Raw genomic sequence first — 19,599 nt, 5'->3', positions numbered from 1 at the left:
ACAGAGTTTGAGAAGAGATATGAGGAAAAGAGGAGGAACTATCTATGAGCAGAGTCTACAATTTTTCGGCAGGTCCGGCCGTTCTGCCGGAAGAGGTACTGAAAGAAGCAGCCGTTGAGATGATGGATTACAATGGCAGTGGCATGTCCGTTATGGAGATGAGCCACAGATCAAAGGATTTCCAGGATATTATCGACGACGCTGAAAAAGATCTGCGCGAACTGATGAATATTCCCGACAATTACAAAGTATTATTTGTACAGGGAGGCGGACACGTACAGTTTGCCATGGTCCCGATGAATCTGATGAAGAACAAAGTCGGCGACTATATCATCACAGGCCAGTGGGCAAAGAAAGCATATTCGGAGGCAAAGCTGTTCGGTAAGGCGAATGCGGTTGCATCAAGCGCAGATAAGACATTCAGCTACATTCCGGACTGTTCGGATCTGCCTATCGATGAGAATGCGGATTACGTTTATATCTGCCTGAACAACACAATTTATGGTACCGTATACCATGAACTTCCAAACACCAAGGGGAAACCCCTGGTGGCCGATATTTCCTCATGTTTTCTCTCAGAACCGATCGATGTAAGTAAGTTTGGCATTTTATGGGGCGGCGTACAGAAGAACGTAGGGCCGGCCGGTGTTGCCATTGTGATTATCCGTGAAGACCTGATTACGGAGGATGTACTTCCCGGTACACCTACGATGCTGCGCTACAAGACATATGCGGACAGTGATTCCCTTTACAACACACCGCCGACCTATACGATTTATATGTGCGGCAAGGTGTTCAAGTGGCTGAAGAAGATGGGCGGCCTGGAAGTGATGAAAGAGCGCAATGAGAAAAAAGCGAAGATCCTTTACGATTTCCTGGATGAGAGCGCTCTGTTTAAAGGCACGGTGGAGAAGAAGGACCGCTCCCTGATGAACGTACCGTTCGTAACGGGAGATGAAGAGATGGATGCCCTGTTTGTCAAAGAGGCAAAGGCAGCCGGATTTGTAAACTTAAAGGGACACCGCACGGTAGGCGGTATGAGGGCCAGCATTTACAATGCCATGCCAATCGAAGGCGTGGAGAAGCTGGTGGAGTTTATGCGTGAATTTGAGAAGAAGCACGCGAAGTAATCAATGGTTACTGTGCACGGAGTGAACAGTAATAATCAATGAGACGGAGGACGTAACGGATATGAAAAAGAGAAAGATACATTGCCTCAATCCGATTTCCAAATACGGAACCGGGTTGTTACCTGAAGAATATGAGATGACGGACTCTGCGGCCGAGGCCGACGGAATCCTTGTAAGAAGTGCCTCCATGCATGAGATGGAGTTCTCGGAGAACCTCCGGGCCGTGGCGCGTGCAGGGGCCGGCGTGAACAACATCCCTCTGGATGCCTGCGCGGAGCGCGGTATCGTCGTATTCAATACACCGGGAGCGAATGCAAACGGAGTGAAAGAGCTGGTAATCGCAGCCCTTATGCTGTCTGCCCGCGATATTGCCGGAGGAATCGCATGGTGTAAAAAAGAGAAAGAAAATCCGGACATTGCAAAAGACGTCGAAAAGGCGAAAAAGGCATTTGCCGGCACCGAGATTAAGGGCAAAAAGCTGGGCGTAATCGGCCTCGGCGCGATCGGCGCGGAGGTTGCCAATGCTGCTGCGGCGCTGGGAATGGAAGTTTACGGATATGATCCTTTTATTTCCGTAAGCGCGGCCTGGATGCTTTCAAGAGATGTAAAACACATCATGTCGGCCGATATTATTTACAAAGAGTGCGATTACATAACCGTTCACGTTCCGCTTCTCGACGGAACGAGACAGATGATTAATAAGACCACGATGGCAGATATGAAGGACGGCGTCGTCATCCTGAACTTTGCAAGGGATCTGCTTGTAAATGACGATGATATGGCCGAAGCGTTGAAGTCCGGCAAGGTGAAACGCTATGTAACCGATTTCCCGAACCCGAAGGTTATGGCTATGGAGCATTCCATCGTTACGCCTCACCTGGGCGCGTCCACGGTAGAGTCCGAGGATAACTGCGCCGCTATGGCGGTAAAAGAGATGATGGATTATCTCAATAACGGCAACATTAAGAATTCGGTCAACTATCCGGATTGTGATATGGGCGTGTGTGCTTCCGTGAACCGTGTGGCTCTGCTGCATATGAATGTTCCGAACATGATCGGCCAGATTTCCGCAATCCTGGCTGCCGCCGACATGAATATTGCCAATATGACCAACAAGAGCAAGGATAAATATGCCTACACACTGATTGATCTGGAGACGGAACTGGATGATCTGACACGCCAGAAACTGAATGCGATCAAAGGCATGATGCGTGTGCGCGTAATCAGATAATTGTTGATGAATGCAGGATACGCCGGAGCGGCAGCTTGATAAAGAGCGGCCGCCCCGGTATTTTTAATGATGAAGGAGGAAGAAAATGGCCGATATTAAACCGTTTTACTGCATGCGGCCCGCCGCAGAATGCGCATCCAGGGTGGCGGCCCTGCCCTATGATGTTTACAACAGAGAAGAGGCTAAAACAGAGGTGGAGAGAGAACCCCTCTCCTTTTTAAGAATTGACAGGGCGGAAACGTCTTTTCCGGACGACGTGGATACCTACGATGAGCGCGTATACGCCAGGGCCAGGGAGCTTATGGCACAGATGGAAGCGGATGGGATTTTTGTTACGGAAGAGGTTCCCTGCTATTATCTCTATGAGCTTACGATGGGCGGCCATACCCAGACCGGTATCACGGCCTGCTCATCGGTGGACGACTATCTGAACCAGATTGTGAAAAAGCATGAGAACACCAGGGCGGATAAAGAGGTGGACCGTATCAGGCACGTCGATGTGACGGATGCCCAGACAGGCCCTATTTTCCTCGCTTACCGGTCCAGCGGCGTGATAAAGAAACTGGAAGAAGCGGTGAAAAAGGAAGAAGCTCTCTATGACTTTACTTCCCCTGACGGAGTGCGCCACAGAGTATTCAAAATTGCGCGCCCGGAATGGGTAAGCGCGATCACGGAAGAATTTTCCCATATTCCCTATACCTACATAGCGGACGGACATCATCGTGCGGCTTCGGCCGTCAAGGTTGCATTAAAGAGGCGGGCAGAGCATCCGGAATACACGGGGGAGGAAGAGTTTAATTATTTCCTTTCCGTCCTGTTTCCGGATGATGAACTCCAGATCCTGTCCTATAACAGGGTGGTAAAGGATTTGAACGGACTTGGGACGCAGGAATTTCTCAATCGGGTACAGGAGGCATTTGAGATAACCGGGAAAATTGAGAGGAAAGCCGAGAATGCTGACAGGAAAGCGTCCGAACATACAGTGAACACCGAAAATGCCGGATGCGATGCATGTTCCGGAAAAATTCCCGCCCGCAAGGGTGAAATCTGCATGCTGCTTGACGGCGCCTGGTATACGCTGAAAGCCAGGGAGAGCATCATGACCGAGGATCCGGTGAAGGGACTGGATGTATCACTTTTGCAGGAACATCTTTTGACCCCGGTCCTCGGAATCGGAGATCCGAGGACCGATAAGAGAATCGAGTTTATCGGGGGAATCCGGGGCACGAAGGAGCTGGAGCGGCGGGTGGATACCGACATGGCAGTTGCCTTTTCGATGTATCCGACCTCCATGGCCGAGCTTTTGTCCGTTGCCGACGAAGGGCTTCTGATGCCTCCGAAATCTACCTGGTTTGAGCCGAAGCTGCGCAGCGGGCTGTTTATCCATAAGCTTTCATAAAACTATTGAGTGACTTCACCCACGGCAGGATCCTTCATCTGGTAGACGCGGGTCCATTCCTTGGTGCCGTCTACCTTGACGGATTCGCTGCGGTTGACGCTCAGGAATTTAATGATTTCATAGCAGTCGATCCAGATTTCATTGTTTCCCTCCTTCTGGGATTCATCGAAAATCAGCTGGAGGCCGAAATGCAGATGCGGTTCATCAATATTGTTTGTATTTTCCGTTGCGCTGTATCCGGTCCGGCCAAGGTATCCGACCACATCGCCGGCCGTGACAATACTGCCTTCCTTAAGATTACCCTGATATGGGTAATCCTTGCGCAGATGGGCATAATAGTAATAACGTTTTTTGTCAAAGCTTCTGACGCCCAGACGCCAGCCTCCGTACTGGTTCCAGCCGATGGCTTCCACATAGCCTGATTCGACCGCAATGACGGGCGTTCCCGTCTGGCCCATCATGTCGTGGCCCAGGTGCTGTCTGCGGTAACCGTAGGAGCGTGACACCCCAAAATCATCGTAGTGGCTGTAGGGAAAGTTTTTGGCCAGTGGATGAAATGCCTTAAGGCCGTATTTGGTCACCCAGACTTTCCGTTCGCCATTCGGCGTAACCGGTTCCACATAAGGCGTTTCCTGATCGGCCGCATTCTGATTTTTGCCGCCGTCCTGTGCTGCACCCGGATCTCCTTCATTGATCTGGGTATCGGACAGGGCAAAGGCGGGAGCTTCCGATTCCGGGATCTGGATTTCATAATATCCGACGAGCCCTCCCAGAACGGCATTATATGCCTCAAGGTAATAGGGATAATATTTGAGATCTTTTGTGATTTCATCCATCGATGTGCCATTTTTAAGCTGTTCGGCCAATTTGTCCATATCGGAGGAGGAAAAACGTGAGAAATCGCCTCCATACCTGGCCCCGAGACAGGATAGCAGTTCAATCCAGTTTAAATGGATATCCTGCTGGCAGGTGGCTACGTCATAGCGGAAAGCCTGTGTCATGGCATCGGCCGAGACATCAAAATCCACCCATTTGATATAATCTTTTGTTCCCTTACCGTTTTTGGGGCCTTCCTCTTCATTGCGGAACATGGAGAAAAGGCCGCCGGAAAATGGGGAGGCTGAAGCGGATATTCCTTTTTGGCCCGTAAACCAACCTGCGAGCAGAAAAAGAACGGCCATAGCTTCAAGGCCGATGATAATCCCGGTTCGTCGTTTATGTAGAAAGAGAAGTAGCCGGTCGGCTCCGGCCGTTACTTTTTTAATAAATCGGTTCAAACGGATTCCCCTTTCACAAATATCGTGACACTGTCCGGGCGCGGGCGCCCCAGGGTTGTCTCGCAGATTTTATGGCGTCAGAGTCCCCTGTCATAAAGCTTCCGTGCGGTAAAAACCTGAAAAAAGTGTCTCTTATGATCATATGTGAAGAAAAGGCGGAATATACCGTGAACGAGAAAGAAAAAGAAAGGCGTGATTGACAGATGAAAGAGAATAAAACAGAAAATAGAATAGAAGAAAAAGAGAACGAAGAAAAGCAGGGCGGCACTTACGCGGACATTTATGCGGAGGGCGGCGCCCTTGGCCCGGATGCGGTGGATTTCAGGGATAAAATCGGAATGGTAACCCTGGAGCAGCGGCCCGGATATGCAAAATGCGAGATAGAGATTAGACCGTGGCATCTGAATGTGCTGGGCGTAATCCACGGGGGCGTTCTTTTTTCCCTGGCCGACACGGTTTCCGGCACGGCAGCTGCAGCATCCGGCGAATACCGGGTGACAACGGTCAGCGGAAACATCAATTATCTGAGGGCGGGAAAAAATACGTCTAAAATCACTGCGGAAGCAGTGGAAGTGAAAAACGGGAAAACATTTTCCGTATGCGATGCAAAGATTTTTGATGATAAGGGTGCGCTTCTGGCAACCACTACCATGACATTTTACCATCTGCTTCCGAGAGGATAGGTAAGGAAAAGTCCGCGAAGCGGGGGCGCCTGTTCAGTGCTTTTATAGTTCGATTACGGTTTTGTCATCCGGCACAAAGAGATTTCCATGATAATAGGCGGCTCCTTCTTTCGTGTAGAGCTCCCGGCGTTCTTTGATGGTTTTATCTTCCGTATGCCACAGGATCAGGGAAGGGATACGGAGACGCTCCGCCAGCTCGCAGGCATCTTTTACCGTACTGTGATGTTTTTCATAGGGCTTATAATTCTCTCTGTCGCCGTAGAGGCAGAATGCCTCGTGTAACAGCCAGTCGCTGCCCAGGGCATAGCTTTCGCACTGGGGATTTAAGGGTTCGTCCCCGGCGCAGCACAGCTTCCTTCCGTCTGAAAGGATGGCGGTGAAACCGAACTGTCTGGCCTTGGTGGAAAGAATGTCGAAAAATGTGATGTTGAGTCCCAGAATTTCAAGGGTCTCCTGATCTTTTACCGGGATCAGGCGGATGCGGCCGCCTATCATGGTGTAGAATTTTTTCTGCATGGTAAGGCGGCAGATGGTACTTATGGTTTCGGGCAGTTCATCGTGGCAGTAGATGTTTAAATCGCCTTCATAACCGCCCTTTTTCATGGCGGTTGCAATCATGCGTATCATCCAGACAATGCCCAGGATGTGATCCGTATGTTCATGGGTGATAAAAATGTGGTGTATTTTAGAGAGCGGGACATCCATGGATTCGAGAATGCCGAGAATGCCGTTGCCTCCCCCTGTATCGACCATAAAGTATTCGCCATTTACCGCCTGAATGGCAAAACATGTATTATAGCATCGGGTGACGGCGGCGTTGCCTGTCCCGAAAACGTAGAGAAGCTCTTTTTCCATGTGGAAACCTCCTTGTCGGTAGAAATATGCTAATAACTTTATTTTTTTTCCATCTTATGATACTATAAACCTATCATAAAAGCAATCGGACAGACAGAAGAGTGGAACGCCAGGCCTGTAAGCAGGCCTTTACAGGACTGTCCGTCTGCTGGCAGGGGGGGGAAATGTTGAATGAGAGATCTGGCATACCTGAAACTGATGTCACGTGAGTATCCGACCGTTGAAGCGGCGTCGAGCGAGATTGTGAATCTGATGGCAATCTGCGGACTGCCGAAAGGGACAGAGTATTTTTTCAGCGATCTGCATGGGGAGTATGAGGCTTTTATCCATCTGCTCCGCAGTTCCTCCGGTATTATCCGCGAGAAGATTAAAGAGACATTCGGCCATATTGTTTCCGAGGAAGATGAGATACAATTGGCGAACCTGATTTATTACCCGGACAGGCAGATTGCAAAGCTCAAACAGGAGCAGAGATACACGGAAGACTGGCAGAGGATTGCCCTCTACCGTCTTGTACAGATCTGCAAGGAGGTTTCTTCCAAGTACAGCCGTTCCAAGGTCCGCAAGAAGATGCCGCCGGAGTTTGCCTATGCGATCGATGAACTTCTCCATGTGGATTACAATGATGACAACAAGAAGGTGTATTACAGTGAAATTATTCGCTCCATCATTGATATCGAGATGGCGGACAGCTTCATTATTGCCCTGTGCCGCCTGATTCAGAATCTGACCATCGATAATCTCCATATCATCGGTGATATTTTTGACAGAGGGCCAAGGGCTGATATTATTATGGAAGAGCTGATGCAGTTCCACGATGTGGATATCCAGTGGGGAAACCACGACATATCCTGGATGGGGGCCTCCACCGGCAATCCGGCCTGCATCTGCAATGTGTTAAGGATTGCAATCAGCTACAATGGTTTCGACGTGCTGGAGGACGGCTATGGGATTAATATCAGACCGCTCTCCATGTTTGCGGCCAGAGTATACCACGATGACCCGTGCGCGCGTTTTATGCCGCGTATTCTGGATCAGAATATCTACGATGCCGTGGATCCGGGACTGGCGGCCAAGATGCATAAGGCGATTGCCGTCATCCAGTTTAAAGTAGAGGGGCAGATTATCAAGCGCCATCCCGAATATGAGATGGACAGCCGGATTCTTCTGACGGCCATTGATTATGAAAAGGGGACCGTGACGATAGAGGGAAAAGAATACCCGATGATGGACATGAACTTCCCAACCATCGATCCGGCCGACCCGCTGAAGCTTTCCAAGGAAGAGGAGGAGCTTTTACATACGCTGACGCTGTCATTCTGCCACAGCTCTCTTCTCCACAAGCACATTAAATTCCTGTACTCCAACGGCAGCATGTACAAGTGCTGTAATTCAAACCTGCTGTACCACGGATGTATCCCGATGAAGGAAGACGGCAGTTTTGACGAAATGGTGGTGGACGGAAGAGGCTACCGTGGAAAAGAACTGATGGATTTTATCGACAGACAGGTCAAGAATGCGTATTTTCTGCCGGACAGCGCCCCTGATAAAGAGGCCAGCCGCGATTTTATGTGGTACCTGTGGTGCGGCGCCAAGTCGCCTGTTTTTGGAAAAGACAAGATGACCACGTTTGAACACTATTTTGTGGAGGACCGGGAAGCGTCCAGGGAGAAGATGAATCCCTATTATAAGCTGAGCGTCCGGGAGGAATACTGTGACAGGATACTGGAGGAATTCGGCCTTTTAACAACCGGTTCCCATATTATCAACGGACATGTGCCGGTGAAGATTAAGGACGGCGAGACTCCCATCAAGGCGGGAGGAAAGCTGTTTATTATTGATGGAGGACTCTCCAAAGCCTATCAGGGAACAACGGGGATTGCCGGATACACACTTATTTTTAATTCCAGGCATCTGGCCCTGGCGGAGCATAAGCCATTCGATCCGAAGAAAGAGAGCACACCGCGCGTCAGCATTGTGGAGAAGATGCAAAAGAGGATCATGGTGGCCGATACGGACGACGGTAAAGAACTGGCTCGGAGAATAGAAGACTTGAAAGAACTTGTGGCAGCTTACCGGAAGGGCGCCCTGAAGGAGAGAATCCGGTAAGGCGGGCAGCCGCAGCATAAGGAGTGACACATGAGAAAATCAGAATTTTTACAGGAGCTTAAGGATGCTCTGCAGGGGGAGGTTTCCGACAGAGTTTTGCAGGAGAACCTGAGATATTATGACAATTATATTTCTCAGGAGACATCGGCAGGACGCAGTGAGGAGGAAGTGATCGAGGAGATCGGCGGCCCAAGGCTGATCGCCAGGACAATCATCGACAGCAGCGAGGCGGCCGGTGATATACCGGGACAGAGTGAAGGTTACTATGAAAGCCAGGGAGGCGGATACAGGCAGCAGGAGAGCCGCAGCAGTTCTAGTTTCCACTATTTTGATCTGAATAAATGGTATTGGAAACTTCTGCTTCTGGTGGTCGTGGGTCTTTTTATGTTTCTCGTCATCACGGTACTCGGCGGGATATTCGCCCTGCTGATGCGCTTTGCGGGTCCGCTGATTCTGATTTGGCTGATTTATATGTTTATTAAGGGGATGAAAAGATAAGAAATAAAATACAAGGTTTCAGGGAGATATGATTATGAAAAAAGCCGCTGCCGGGATTGTGAGGGAGATATCCGGGCAGCGGCTCTTGTAAACAGCAACATACTTCAACATGCGCAGAACAAAAAAAGAGCATCAAGCTGCCTTCTTCGGCTGACTGAATGCTCTTTTTAAAGCTGGGCCACAAGGATTCGAACCTTGAAAATGACGGAGTCAGAGTCCGTTGCCTTACCATTTGGCGATGGCCCAATGAAATAACGATCTGTATTATACTTCGGGAAATGGGAGATGTCAAGCCCTTTTATGAAAAAAATATATAATAAAAATATATAAGATTCTGTACATCGCGAAGCGTTTTACTGCGTTTTGAATATGAAAGGAATAGGATGGCTGTTATTTTCTGTTTCGGTAATAGAAAAAGCCCAAATATAGAAAAACAAGCATAATTACTCCTATATGGAATAATGACATTTTCACAAAGCGATACGATATTACGAAATGGCTCCGGATAATTCTTCCTTTTGGTAATTTCTTAATTGAAATTGACTTTCCAACAAAATCTTGATATGCACGTACAACGGTGGCGTTTTTTATTCTGCCGTCTTCTTCATATTCAACGTTGGAATAGTAAAACCTGTAGCCATGGACCAGGTGGCTGCCATTGTAAAACCCTGTAATTTTCCCCTGGAATTGTGCTTCATTTTTTAACAAAGAATGGTTATTTAAATAATCTTTTTGTTCGGCGCCGGCTTCGATAAAGATACGATATAATAAAGACAACAACACCAATAACCAAAGAACAATTTTTATAATGATGTTTATGCGCCTGTTAATCTTACTGGCTTTTTTGTATTCGATCAAGTATATCACCCTCATAATATGAAATAATAATTATTTAGTTTTATTATACAATGTTATTTCAATTTACTCAATTGTGGTAAAAGTTATAATCAAGGGAACTATCAATTTATGCACATGTTGTCTGTATTTAGATAGAACAATTGCCGGCAGAGAATCGATAGACAAGTCCGGCAGAATCAGCTATAATATCAGCAGGATACCGGTCCGGCGGCTATCGATAGAGGGTGCAGGGACGGTATGACAGCGAGGTGGACTATGTATACATTTGAAAGCAGAGTGCGGTACAGCGAGATGGATGAGAACGGCCGCCTGTCGGTGACTGGGATTATGAATTATCTGCAGGACTGTTCTACATTCCAGTCGGAAGATTTGAAACTGGGACTTTCTTATCTGTACGATAAGAAGAGGGCCTGGTGGCTGAATACGTGGCAGATTCTGATTGACCGTTGTCCGGGGCTTGGCGAGCGTATCAGGATATCAACCTGGCCTTACGGTTTCAGGGGAATCTATGGATACCGGAACTTTACGATTACCGATTTGGATGGAAACTATCTTGTGAGGGCGGATTCCTGCTGGTTTTTCTATGATTTGGAGAAGAACTGCCCGGCCAGGGTGACCGAGGATGAAATACGGGGATATGGGCAGGGGGAGGAGAAACTTCCGCTTCCGGCTGCGCCGAGAAAAATCCTTTTGCCAAAAGATTACGTGGGCGGGGAACCGGTCACGGCGGCAAGACATCATATTGATACGAACCAGCATGTGAATAATGCGCAGTATGTGGAGATTGCCAGGGAGCTTCTGCCTGAGAAATTCGCAGTCCGGGAACTGAGGACGGAATATAAGAAGGCCGCGGTGCTCGGAGACGTGATGTATCCGAAGATAGGAAGAATTCCGGAGGGATATGTGGTGTCTTTACAGGACGTTTCCGGGAATGTGTTTGCCAACATATGGCTGGCTGAGAAAAGAGAGGACGAATGACATGATAGAACTGGGAAAAGTACAGGAACTGGAAGTACTCCGGGAAAAGGAGTTCGGCGTTTACCTGGGTGAGAAGGAGGACGCGGAGGCTTCCGTGCTTCTGCCGAAGAAACAGGTGCCCGCAGGGACAAAGACGGGAGACAGGCTCCGCGTATTTATTTATAAGGATTCGGAGGACCGTCTGATCGCGACGGCAACTATGCCGAAGCTGCAGGTGGGAGAAACCGCGCTCCTTAAGGTGACCGATGTGTCCAAAATAGGTGCATTCCTGGACATGGGTCTGGAAAAAGAACTGCTGCTTCCTTTTAAGGAGCAGAACCATAAGGTGCGTGTCGGTGAAGAATGTCTTGTAGCCCTTTATGTGGACAAGAGCGGCCGGCTGGCGGCGACGACAAAGGTATACTCCTATATGAACAGCAATGCGCCATATAAAAAGGACGACTGGGTAGAATGCCGTGTCTATGAAATCAATGAGAATCTGGGAGCCTTTGTGGCTGTCGATGATAAATATTATGGATTGATCCCGAAGAAGGAACTGTTTTCCAGCTGCCATCCCGGCGAGGTGCTGAAAGCCCGCGTGACGAAAGTCAGGGAAGACGGAAAGCTGGATTTGAGCCTGAGGGATAAAGCATATCTGCAGATGGATACCGATGTGGATCTGGTGATGAAGGTGGTTGATGAGTTTGACGGAGTCCTTCCCTTCAATGACAAAGCGGATCCCGAAGTGATCAAACGGGAACTGGGCCTGAGCAAGAATGCATTTAAGCGAGCCGTAGGACATCTCTTAAAAGAAGGTAAAATAGAGATAACAGAAAAAAGTATCAAAAGAAAAGGAAAGTGAGGAAATGAACATGAAGAAAGTAATCAGCACAGAAAACGCACCGGCAGCAATCGGACCTTATTCACAGGCGATTGAGGTAAACGGCATTGTCTACACATCCGGCCAGATTCCGGTAAACCCGGCTACAGGCGTAATTCCTGAGGGAATCGAAGCACAGGCCGAGCAGGTGATGGAGAATGTAAAAAACCTTTTAGAGGCGGCAGGTTCCTCAATGGCCAATGTAATCAAGACAACCGTATTTATCAAAGACATGGGCGAATTCACAAAGATTAATGAGATCTATGCCAGATACTTTGAGGGTGACTGCCCGGCACGTTCCTGCGTGGAAGTTGCCAGACTGCCGAAAGATGTTCTGATGGAGATGGAAGCAATTGCTTTAAAATAATTGAAGCTTAAAGAATTACAGTTTGAAGAATTACAGATGAGTGAACGGAAGATCCGGCCGGAAGGCCGGGTCTTTTTAATATAATAGGATACTTCCATGATATTAAAAGCCCTCCGGGCAGGAGGCGCACTCACGCCAAGGTGTAATATGCCGCTATGTGGCCGCGCCTGGCGCGCGAGTCCGGTAAACAGAATTCTTTGTTATTAAACTTGCTGAGAGAAGTTTTACAAAAGTATAATTTTTCATCCAAAAGGATAGACATTTTGCAATTATTTTATTATAATTTAAATATACAATCTGTATACAGGCTTTAAGCAGATTGTTTATAAATACAGTTACTATTTGTCGGTATTTTATGGACAAAAAATAGGGAGGAAACATGAAAAAATTTAAGTATCCAAAAAGAATTTCATCACTTTTAATCGCTGCCGCACTGGCAGTCGTGTCAGTGGGGTGCGGTAATGGAAGAGAAACCGCAGCAAATATAACGGAAGGAAACACAGAAGAGACTACGGCCACGGTCACTGCAGAGCAGATGAACCTTGATGAAGATGAAGTAGAAACAAAAGGAATTACTGAATCTGGACAATCGGTCGAAAGAATTGTAAGTGGATATTATATTACCACATCTATGCTCATTGCCCTTGGCCTGAAAGAACGCATTGTTGGCATTGAAGCAAAAGCTGATAAAAGGCCGATCTACAAATTGGCGGCTCCGGAGCTATTGCAGCTTCCAAACGTAGGAACGGCTAAGGAGTTTGATTTGGAGGGATGTGTGGCATTGGAACCAGATTTGGTGATACTTCCTCAAAAACAGGCCGAACAGGCGGATATATTAGCCGATTTGGGAATTAACAGTTTAGTGGTAAATCCCGAGAGCATGGATGAACTTAAAAAGACAATTATGAGTGTAGCCGAAGCAACAGGCGCCAGTGAGCGTGCGGATCAGCTTTTAACATATTTCGATGAAAAAACAACGTGGCTGGCATCGCTCGCGGAAGAAGATAAGAATCAGGGAGCAAGACCATCAATATATATATCCGGCAATGCCGATATTTTACGGACAGCTGGTAAAAACATGTATCAGAATGAAATGATCGAAATGGCTGGAGGTATCAATGTGGCGGAGGATTTGACGGACGCGGGCTGGTCAAATATTTCCTATGAAAAACTGCTGACTTATAATCCTGATTATATCATTATTTCCTCAGAGGCAGATTATACAAAAGAGGATGTTTTTGAAAATGATCTGCTGAAGGATCTGAAAGCCGTACAAAACAAAGCAGTATATGAGATGCCGTATGCTTTTGAAGCGTGGGATTCACCGGTACCGTCCGGAATTCTTGGCAGTATGTGGCTGGGCTCGATTATAAATGAAGAGGCATATCCGTTTGAAACATTTAAAAAAGATGCGGCTGCATTTTATAACGAGTTTTACGGAATAGAGATTGACAGTTCACTTATTACGCAATAACTATGATGATACTGGGGGAATGGAACATAAATGGTGATTAAGAGTAATAGAAAAAAAACAGCGGTAATTTTCGGTATCATCCTGTGCCTTACGGCAATGGTATTTTATGTTTCCCTCTTAGTGGGAAAGTATCCAATAGCTCCAAAAGAAGTGACAGGTATTTTTAGGGGACGGGAGATGGATGAAATGGCTGCGAGAGTATTTTTTACTCTCCGTTTCCCCAGGACAATTATGGCATTCTTAGCAGGAGCCGGCCTGAGTGTGGCCGGCTCTATTTATCAGAATATCTTTCACAATCCTTTGGCGTCCCCGGATCTTATTGGAGTTTCCAGTGGAGCCAACGCAGGGGCAGCTTTTGCTATTGTATGCCTGCATGGAGGAGTGGCTTTGGCTGCCGGCAGTGCGTTTGCCGGTGGGATTTTAGCTGTCTCGCTTGCTGTTTTTTTAGCCGGAACGGCAAAGCGGCGCTCCGCAGCTGACTTTGTGCTGGCCGGGGTTGCGGTAAAAGCACTCTCGGATGCTTTTATCATGACCATGAAGTATATGGCGGATCCGGAACGGCAATTGGCATCAATTGATTATTGGTCAATGGGAAGCTTTGCAGGTATGACGGCAGATAAACTTAAGGTGGCCGGACCTCTCGTTATATTTGCATTTATGGGTCTTATACTACTGCGATGGAGGATCAATCTTTTGACGCTTTCCGATGATGAAGCACAAATGCTGGGAGTGTCGGTACATATAAACCGCATCATCGTCCTGGGGCTGACCACGTTGATGGTGGCGGCCAGTATCAGTGTTACCGGGAGCATTTCTTTTATAGGCCTGATTGCCCCTCATATTGCCAGAATGGCATTTGGAAAAAGCGATTTTATAACGGCGGTGGCTTCCGGGATAATTGGCGGGTTCATAATTTTAGTATCTGATATCGGAGCGAGGAGCTTTTCTGCCAGTGAGATACCTGTCAGCATTTTTACCTCACTCATCGGAGTTCCGATTCTATTATGGCTTCTAAGCAGAAAGGAGGCATAAATTTGGAAAAAAATCCTTTGTTGCAGGTGAAAAACCTGCGGGTTTCTTATGAATGTGGAAAGAAGAAAATTTTAAGAGATGTGTCTTTTAACTTGGAGGCCGGTGAGATTACGGCTCTTTTGGGCTTAAATGGCTCGGGAAAAACAACCCTTTTGAAAGCGGTCTGCGGCCTTCTTCCCTCTACGGCTGATAAATGGGAACTCTGCAGCCGAACCGCCAGAAAAATGACAGGGAGGGAGATTTCATCCCTTGTCAGCTATATTCCACAAAAACACAGTATTATGTACCACATTGCTACGGTTGATGTTGTCCTGATGGGAGTGAACCCAAGGCTTAGATGGTATCAGACCCCTACAGCCCGTGACAGAAGCCTGGCTGTAGCAATGCTGGACTACATAGGGCTTGGAAATAAAGCTCACGAAGATTTTCTCTCGCTCAGTGAAGGACAGAAACAGATGGCGATTTTAGCCAGAGCAATGGTACAGAATGCACCTGTTATGCTGTTTGACGAACCGGACAGCGGCCTCGATTATGAAAATAAACGCCTTATATTTGAACAAATCCGCCTTATTAACAGGGAAAAAGGATATAGTGCCTTGCTGGCGCTTCATGATCCTGATTATGCACTGCGATATTGTGACAGAATTATACTCCTGAAAAATGGCGGAATTGAAGGAACAATTAACTGCAGGCAGGATGGAATACAGGAGATCTTACCAAAGCTCAGAACCCTTTATCCAAGGCTGGATATGATTAAATATGGGCACAGTTTTTTGACGCTCAAATAGGGCGAAATATCAGCTTGACAAGCTTGAATTCAACAATTATAATGGTTGTATGCAAGTTAGCGCGGAAGGAGTATACATAACATTTACTCAGGATTAGTGAGGGGGGAGAAGGTCAAAAGAGTAGGAAATAGATGGGGGGTGAAGTGGGGAGGGGCAAAACAATTTTAGCCCAAGAACTCCATAGTGCTTTATAAGACATTGTGGATAGCAGACTATCGTAACCAAACATACTGTCGTGTTAATTTGAACTTGAAAAGTACCGGCCAGGTTTTAGGCCAGGAGGTGGAAATGAACGAATTTTATAAGACTATATGTATTGAGGTGAATGGAGTTACCTATCAGCGTGTGGTCAAGACATCCGTAACTCTTTTGGATTTCATCAGAGAAGATTTAAAGTTAAAGGGTACAAAAAAGAGCTGTGACAATGGGGAGTGTGGGGCATGTACGGTAATCATGAACGATGAAATTGTTTACTCATGCCATGTGCTTGCGGTGCAAGCCGACGGAGCAAAAATTGTGACAATTGAGGGGATATCCACGGATGCGTCGCTTCATCCGATTCAGGAGGCTTTGATCGATGAAGGTGCCGTACAGTGCGGTTTTTGTACACCGGGAATGGTTCTTGCCATTAAAAAACTGCTGGAGGAGCATCCTGATCCGACGGAAAGTCAGATACGATATGGCCTGGCGGGTAACATCTGCCGCTGTACCGGTTATGTTGCGATTGAAAATGCAGTAAAGAAGGCTGCCGCTATCATGAGAGGGTGATCAGAATGGACATTGGCTGTAAAAAGGATTTAAAAAATGCGATCCGCCGTATAGAATCTGTTTCCAAAGTCACGGGGAGCGCACAGTATCATGATGATTTAGAAATGCAGGGAATGGCATATGGGGGAATTATCCGCAGCCCATATCCTCATGCAATCGTAAAATCGATCGATATAAAAGAAGCAAAAGCGATCCCGGGGGTGTTGGGAATACTTTGTCCCCAGGATGTACCACAGATTAAGTTTAACTGCACCGGCTTTTTACCTTCGGATGCATTGATCAAAGATGAGGAGATTTTGACGATGCATCCCAGACATGAGGGGGATCGAATCGCAGCAGTGGTTGCTCAGTCTTATGAAATCTGTAAAAAGGCGATGGATGCTGTCAAAATTGAATATGAGGTTCTGCCAGCCATTATGACAATTGAAGAAGCGATGAAGGAAGACGCTCCTCTGGTAAATCCTGATGTTTATGACACGAACTGTTTTTATCACAAGATTGGTGAAAGAGGCGATTTAGAGGAAGGATTTGCCCAGAGTGATTATGTTTTTGAAGGCACTTACCATACTCCAATCCAGCACCCGATCCCAATGGAACCCATATCATGTATCGCGCACTGGACACGTGACAACAAGCTGAAAGTCTGGGCTAATTCACAGACACCTTACCAGGACAGAAGAATTTTAGCAGAACAGTTTGGACTTCAGGAATGCGACGTGATTTTGCATCGGGCCATGATCGGCGGAGGTTTCGGACAGAGAGAAGAATTGCACAATCAGGACGTAGCGGCAGCTTTATCACATTTAATCTACCGCCCTGTAAAGATTGTAAATGAACGAAATGACGAAATGATCTCGACGGCCACGCGCCATGCTTCATTTTCAAAAGTGAAAATGGGAGTCAGCAAAGACGGACAGTTAATTGCCTACCATCATATTATGTACACGAATGCAGGGGCTTATTGTACACATACTCCACTTGTAACGGGGGCTCCGGACCGTAAATGTCCTTATCACATGCCTAATTTCCGTTTTGATGGAATTGGTGTATTGACGAATGGTCCCGTTTCAGGAGCTTTCCGCGGATATGGGAATCCGCAGGTGAGTTTCGCCAGAGAGTCCATGATCAATGATATTTGCCGGAAAATGGGATGGGATCCAGTTAAATTCCGATATGATAACGTATGCAAGCCAGGAGAAAAAATGCATTCCAATATCACGCCTCTGAGCACATTTCCTGCAGATCAGTGCTTTGAGAACGGCATTCGGATTTGCCGCGAAATTGATGAGAAGGAAGGCCTGCGGGATGATGAAGAGGTAAAAGAGGCATGGGGCATGAACCTAATCAGCCATACAAGTGCGGTATCATCCCTGGAAGCGTTGAGCAGTTCCTGTATTATCTGCAATCCTGACGGCACGGTTAACCTTATGACGGGCACAATTGACCTGGGGCAGGGGGCGGAAACCGCTATGGTGCAGATTGCAGCCGATAAGCTTGGAATTGACGTGAAGGACGTTACCCATGCAGAGCTTGATACGACCACCAGCCCATACAACTACGGTAGTTTTTCAAGTGGACAGGCATTTTTAACCGGAAATGCAGTAGCTTTTGCCTGTGAAGATATAATCCGCAAGATAAGGGTTCAACTGGCCAGTTTCTACAAAATTGCCGAAGCGGAGGTGCAGTATCGCGATAAAAAATTCCAGATTGTTCAAAGAGGAAAGATGCTGGGATTCAAAGAAGCCGTAAAAGTAGTCGCCGATCGCTGCCGTGGTACTTTCATAATGGGAAGCGCCGTAGCGGACATGGTGGATGCGCCGCCGCCATTTGCATTGTGTTGGGCTAAAACGGCATTCTATAAAAAAGAGAACGCAATAAAAGTAACACATATTGTAGAATCAGTGGATATCGGCCGGATGATAAATCCGATGATTGTCAAGGGACAATTGGAGGGGGCGATACAGATGGGTGTCGGCTACGCTTTAATGGAGGATTTGGAGGTGGACAGGTTAACCAAAAAAGTGATTTCTGCGGATCTTTTAAATTATCGGAATCCACTGATATTAGATATGCCGGAAATACATTTATTTGTGGCGGACAGCTATGAACCATTTAGTGCCAACGGTGCGAAAAGCGTGGGAGAACTCGGAATCATACCTGTGGCAGGAGCGATTTGTGATGCAGTGAGTCAAATAAGCGGTCGGGAAATAACCAAGTTCCCACTGAGCCATGAATTCTTTATAAAAAACAGCCGCTATGACGAGTTTTTTGAAGGGGGGATGGAATAAATGTTAATTTTATCTGATTATACGTATCATTGCCCCACAGCTATAGCCGATGCACTGGTACTCCTGCAGGAGGGTGGCACTTTGATAGCCGGTGGTTCGGATGTTATGCCACAACTTAAGACAGCTGTTGTTTCTCCAAAGGCATTAATTGATTTAAATAATATTACAGAATTAAAGGTGTTGGAGGAGAGGGAGGATGGAATTCATATCGGTTCCATGGTGACGCTGGCTCATCTGGCCAAGTCTGTGCTGATACTTTCAAAAGTGCGGGCCATATCGGAGGCAGCCAGAAACGTTGCATCACCGCAAATTAGAAATAGAGGAACTGTAGGCGGAAATATTTTACAGGCCAGAAGATGTATTTATTATAATCAGACGAAGGAATGGCGTCAGGGTATTCCGGCCTGCTTTAAGACGGGAGGAGATCGCTGCATCCAAATTGCCAATTCTTCGGTATGCCGGGCGATTTATTATTCGGATATGGCGCCTGCATTACTGGCATATGGCGCAGAAGCAGTCGTGGTGACGGAACAGGGAGAGGAAAAAAGGAGCTGTCAATCCGTAATTGATGCCCACACGGGGGATTCAAAGGAACAGTACATAATAAAAGAATTCATTATCCCACGGGAGGAGTACACCGATGTAAAAGCGGGATTTTACAAGCACAGCCTCCGCGGCGGTATTGATTTTCCAATTATTAATTTTGCGTATTCCTATAGGGAAAAATGTGTCCGGCTGTTTATGGGGGCTATGTCGGTCAATATCGTGGAATTAACGGAAACGGAAAAATATTTAACAGAGCGGAAAAAAGAATTTGAGGTAGAGGAAGCATACCGTATTGCCCTCGCAGAAGCAAAAAAGAAAAGCCAGCTTATACATGAATCAGGAATCTCTGTACAGGTGAAAAGAGGGGCGGCAAGCCACCTTGAGCAGCTGCTTAAGGAATTGAAAAAGAGTATATAGATGTAAGGCAGATTCTGTCTTATCATAAAGTACAAAGGAGAG

General features: G+C 47.0%; 18 protein-coding genes and 1 tRNA gene. 15 read left to right on the top strand and 4 right to left on the bottom strand.

Going from position 1 to position 19,599, the window contains the following annotated elements; genetic code table 11:
• The first annotated feature begins 44 nt into the window (after window positions 1–44).
• The 3 genes from serC to V3C10_19005 all read left to right on the top strand — a co-directional run bounded on the left by serC (window position 45) and on the right by V3C10_19005 (window position 3,760).
• Window positions 45–1,130, top strand: coding sequence for a 3-phosphoserine/phosphohydroxythreonine transaminase (gene serC / locus V3C10_19015; protein ID WVP61372.1), 1,086 nt, complete (start codon window positions 45–47; stop codon window positions 1,128–1,130).
• A gap of 61 nt (window positions 1,131–1,191) precedes the next feature.
• Window positions 1,192–2,361: a phosphoglycerate dehydrogenase gene (locus V3C10_19010; protein WVP61371.1), complete on the top strand. Its 1,170-nt coding sequence runs from the start codon at window positions 1,192–1,194 to the stop codon at window positions 2,359–2,361.
• Window positions 2,362–2,446: 85 nt separating this feature from the next.
• Window positions 2,447–3,760: a DUF1015 family protein gene (locus V3C10_19005; GenBank protein ID WVP61370.1), complete on the top strand. Its 1,314-nt coding sequence runs from the start codon at window positions 2,447–2,449 to the stop codon at window positions 3,758–3,760.
• Window positions 3,761–3,762: 2 nt separating this feature from the next.
• Here V3C10_19005 and V3C10_19000 read toward each other — a convergent pair whose 3' ends face one another.
• Window positions 3,763–5,037 (bottom strand): M23 family metallopeptidase, encoded by a 1,275-nt coding sequence (locus V3C10_19000; GenBank protein ID WVP61369.1) that lies wholly within the window; start codon window positions 5,035–5,037, stop codon window positions 3,763–3,765.
• A 203-nt stretch (window positions 5,038–5,240) separates the two neighbouring features.
• Between V3C10_19000 and V3C10_18995 the strand changes: the two genes are divergently transcribed.
• Window positions 5,241–5,720 (top strand): PaaI family thioesterase, encoded by a 480-nt coding sequence (locus V3C10_18995; GenBank protein WVP61368.1) that lies wholly within the window; start codon window positions 5,241–5,243, stop codon window positions 5,718–5,720.
• A gap of 42 nt (window positions 5,721–5,762) precedes the next feature.
• Here V3C10_18995 and V3C10_18990 read toward each other — a convergent pair whose 3' ends face one another.
• On the bottom strand, window positions 5,763–6,575 hold the full coding sequence (locus V3C10_18990) for an MBL fold metallo-hydrolase (GenBank protein ID WVP61367.1): 813 nt from the start codon (window positions 6,573–6,575) through the stop codon (window positions 5,763–5,765).
• Between the two features lie 171 nt (window positions 6,576–6,746).
• Between V3C10_18990 and V3C10_18985 the strand changes: the two genes are divergently transcribed.
• Window positions 6,747–8,684: a fructose-1,6-bisphosphatase gene (locus V3C10_18985; GenBank protein ID WVP61366.1), complete on the top strand. Its 1,938-nt coding sequence runs from the start codon at window positions 6,747–6,749 to the stop codon at window positions 8,682–8,684.
• A 30-nt stretch (window positions 8,685–8,714) separates the two neighbouring features.
• Entirely contained in the window at window positions 8,715–9,182 is a 468-nt protein-coding gene (locus V3C10_18980; GenBank protein WVP61365.1) for a DUF1700 domain-containing protein, read from the top strand.
• Between the two features lie 173 nt (window positions 9,183–9,355).
• Here the strand turns inward: V3C10_18980 and V3C10_18975 are convergent.
• Together V3C10_18975 and V3C10_18970 are read right to left on the bottom strand one after the other, a co-directional pair.
• A tRNA-Gln gene (locus V3C10_18975) sits at window positions 9,356–9,428 on the bottom strand.
• Window positions 9,429–9,572: 144 nt separating this feature from the next.
• Window positions 9,573–10,040 carry a hypothetical protein gene (locus tag V3C10_18970; protein WVP61364.1) on the bottom strand — a complete coding sequence of 156 codons (468 nt, stop codon included), beginning with the start codon at window positions 10,038–10,040 and terminating at the stop codon, window positions 9,573–9,575.
• Window positions 10,041–10,295: 255 nt separating this feature from the next.
• Between V3C10_18970 and V3C10_18965 the strand changes: the two genes are divergently transcribed.
• From V3C10_18965 to V3C10_18925, 9 genes are all read left to right on the top strand, one after another.
• Window positions 10,296–11,018, top strand: a complete 723-nt coding sequence (locus V3C10_18965; GenBank protein ID WVP61363.1) for an acyl-ACP thioesterase domain-containing protein — start codon at window positions 10,296–10,298, stop codon at window positions 11,016–11,018.
• A 1-nt stretch (window position 11,019) separates the two neighbouring features.
• The gene (locus tag V3C10_18960; GenBank protein WVP64666.1) at window positions 11,020–11,859 is read left to right on the top strand and encodes a S1-like domain-containing RNA-binding protein; all 840 of its coding nucleotides are present in this window, start codon (window positions 11,020–11,022) and stop codon (window positions 11,857–11,859) included.
• 10 nt (window positions 11,860–11,869) lie between these two features.
• Window positions 11,870–12,244 carry a RidA family protein gene (locus V3C10_18955; GenBank protein WVP64665.1) on the top strand — a complete coding sequence of 125 codons (375 nt, stop codon included), beginning with the start codon at window positions 11,870–11,872 and terminating at the stop codon, window positions 12,242–12,244.
• A gap of 379 nt (window positions 12,245–12,623) precedes the next feature.
• Window positions 12,624–13,718: an ABC transporter substrate-binding protein gene (locus tag V3C10_18950; GenBank protein WVP61362.1), complete on the top strand. Its 1,095-nt coding sequence runs from the start codon at window positions 12,624–12,626 to the stop codon at window positions 13,716–13,718.
• A 96-nt stretch (window positions 13,719–13,814) separates the two neighbouring features.
• Window positions 13,815–14,750, top strand: a complete 936-nt coding sequence (locus V3C10_18945; protein ID WVP64664.1) for an iron ABC transporter permease — start codon at window positions 13,815–13,817, stop codon at window positions 14,748–14,750.
• Window positions 14,751–14,752: 2 nt separating this feature from the next.
• Window positions 14,753–15,538: an ABC transporter ATP-binding protein gene (locus tag V3C10_18940; GenBank protein WVP61361.1), complete on the top strand. Its 786-nt coding sequence runs from the start codon at window positions 14,753–14,755 to the stop codon at window positions 15,536–15,538.
• Between the two features lie 288 nt (window positions 15,539–15,826).
• Window positions 15,827–16,306, top strand: a complete 480-nt coding sequence (locus V3C10_18935) for a (2Fe-2S)-binding protein (GenBank protein ID WVP61360.1) — start codon at window positions 15,827–15,829, stop codon at window positions 16,304–16,306.
• Window positions 16,307–16,311: 5 nt separating this feature from the next.
• On the top strand, window positions 16,312–18,594 hold the full coding sequence (locus tag V3C10_18930; protein WVP61359.1) for a molybdopterin cofactor-binding domain-containing protein: 2,283 nt from the start codon (window positions 16,312–16,314) through the stop codon (window positions 18,592–18,594).
• The gene (locus V3C10_18925) at window positions 18,595–19,557 is read left to right on the top strand and encodes an FAD binding domain-containing protein (protein ID WVP61358.1); all 963 of its coding nucleotides are present in this window, start codon (window positions 18,595–18,597) and stop codon (window positions 19,555–19,557) included.
• Window positions 19,558–19,599 lie beyond the last annotated feature (42 nt).

Source organism: [Clostridium] symbiosum (assembly GCA_036419695.1).
Lineage (GTDB): Bacteria > Bacillota > Clostridia > Lachnospirales > Lachnospiraceae > Otoolea > Otoolea symbiosa_A.
This window is presented reverse-complemented; position numbering and strand designations above follow the sequence as displayed.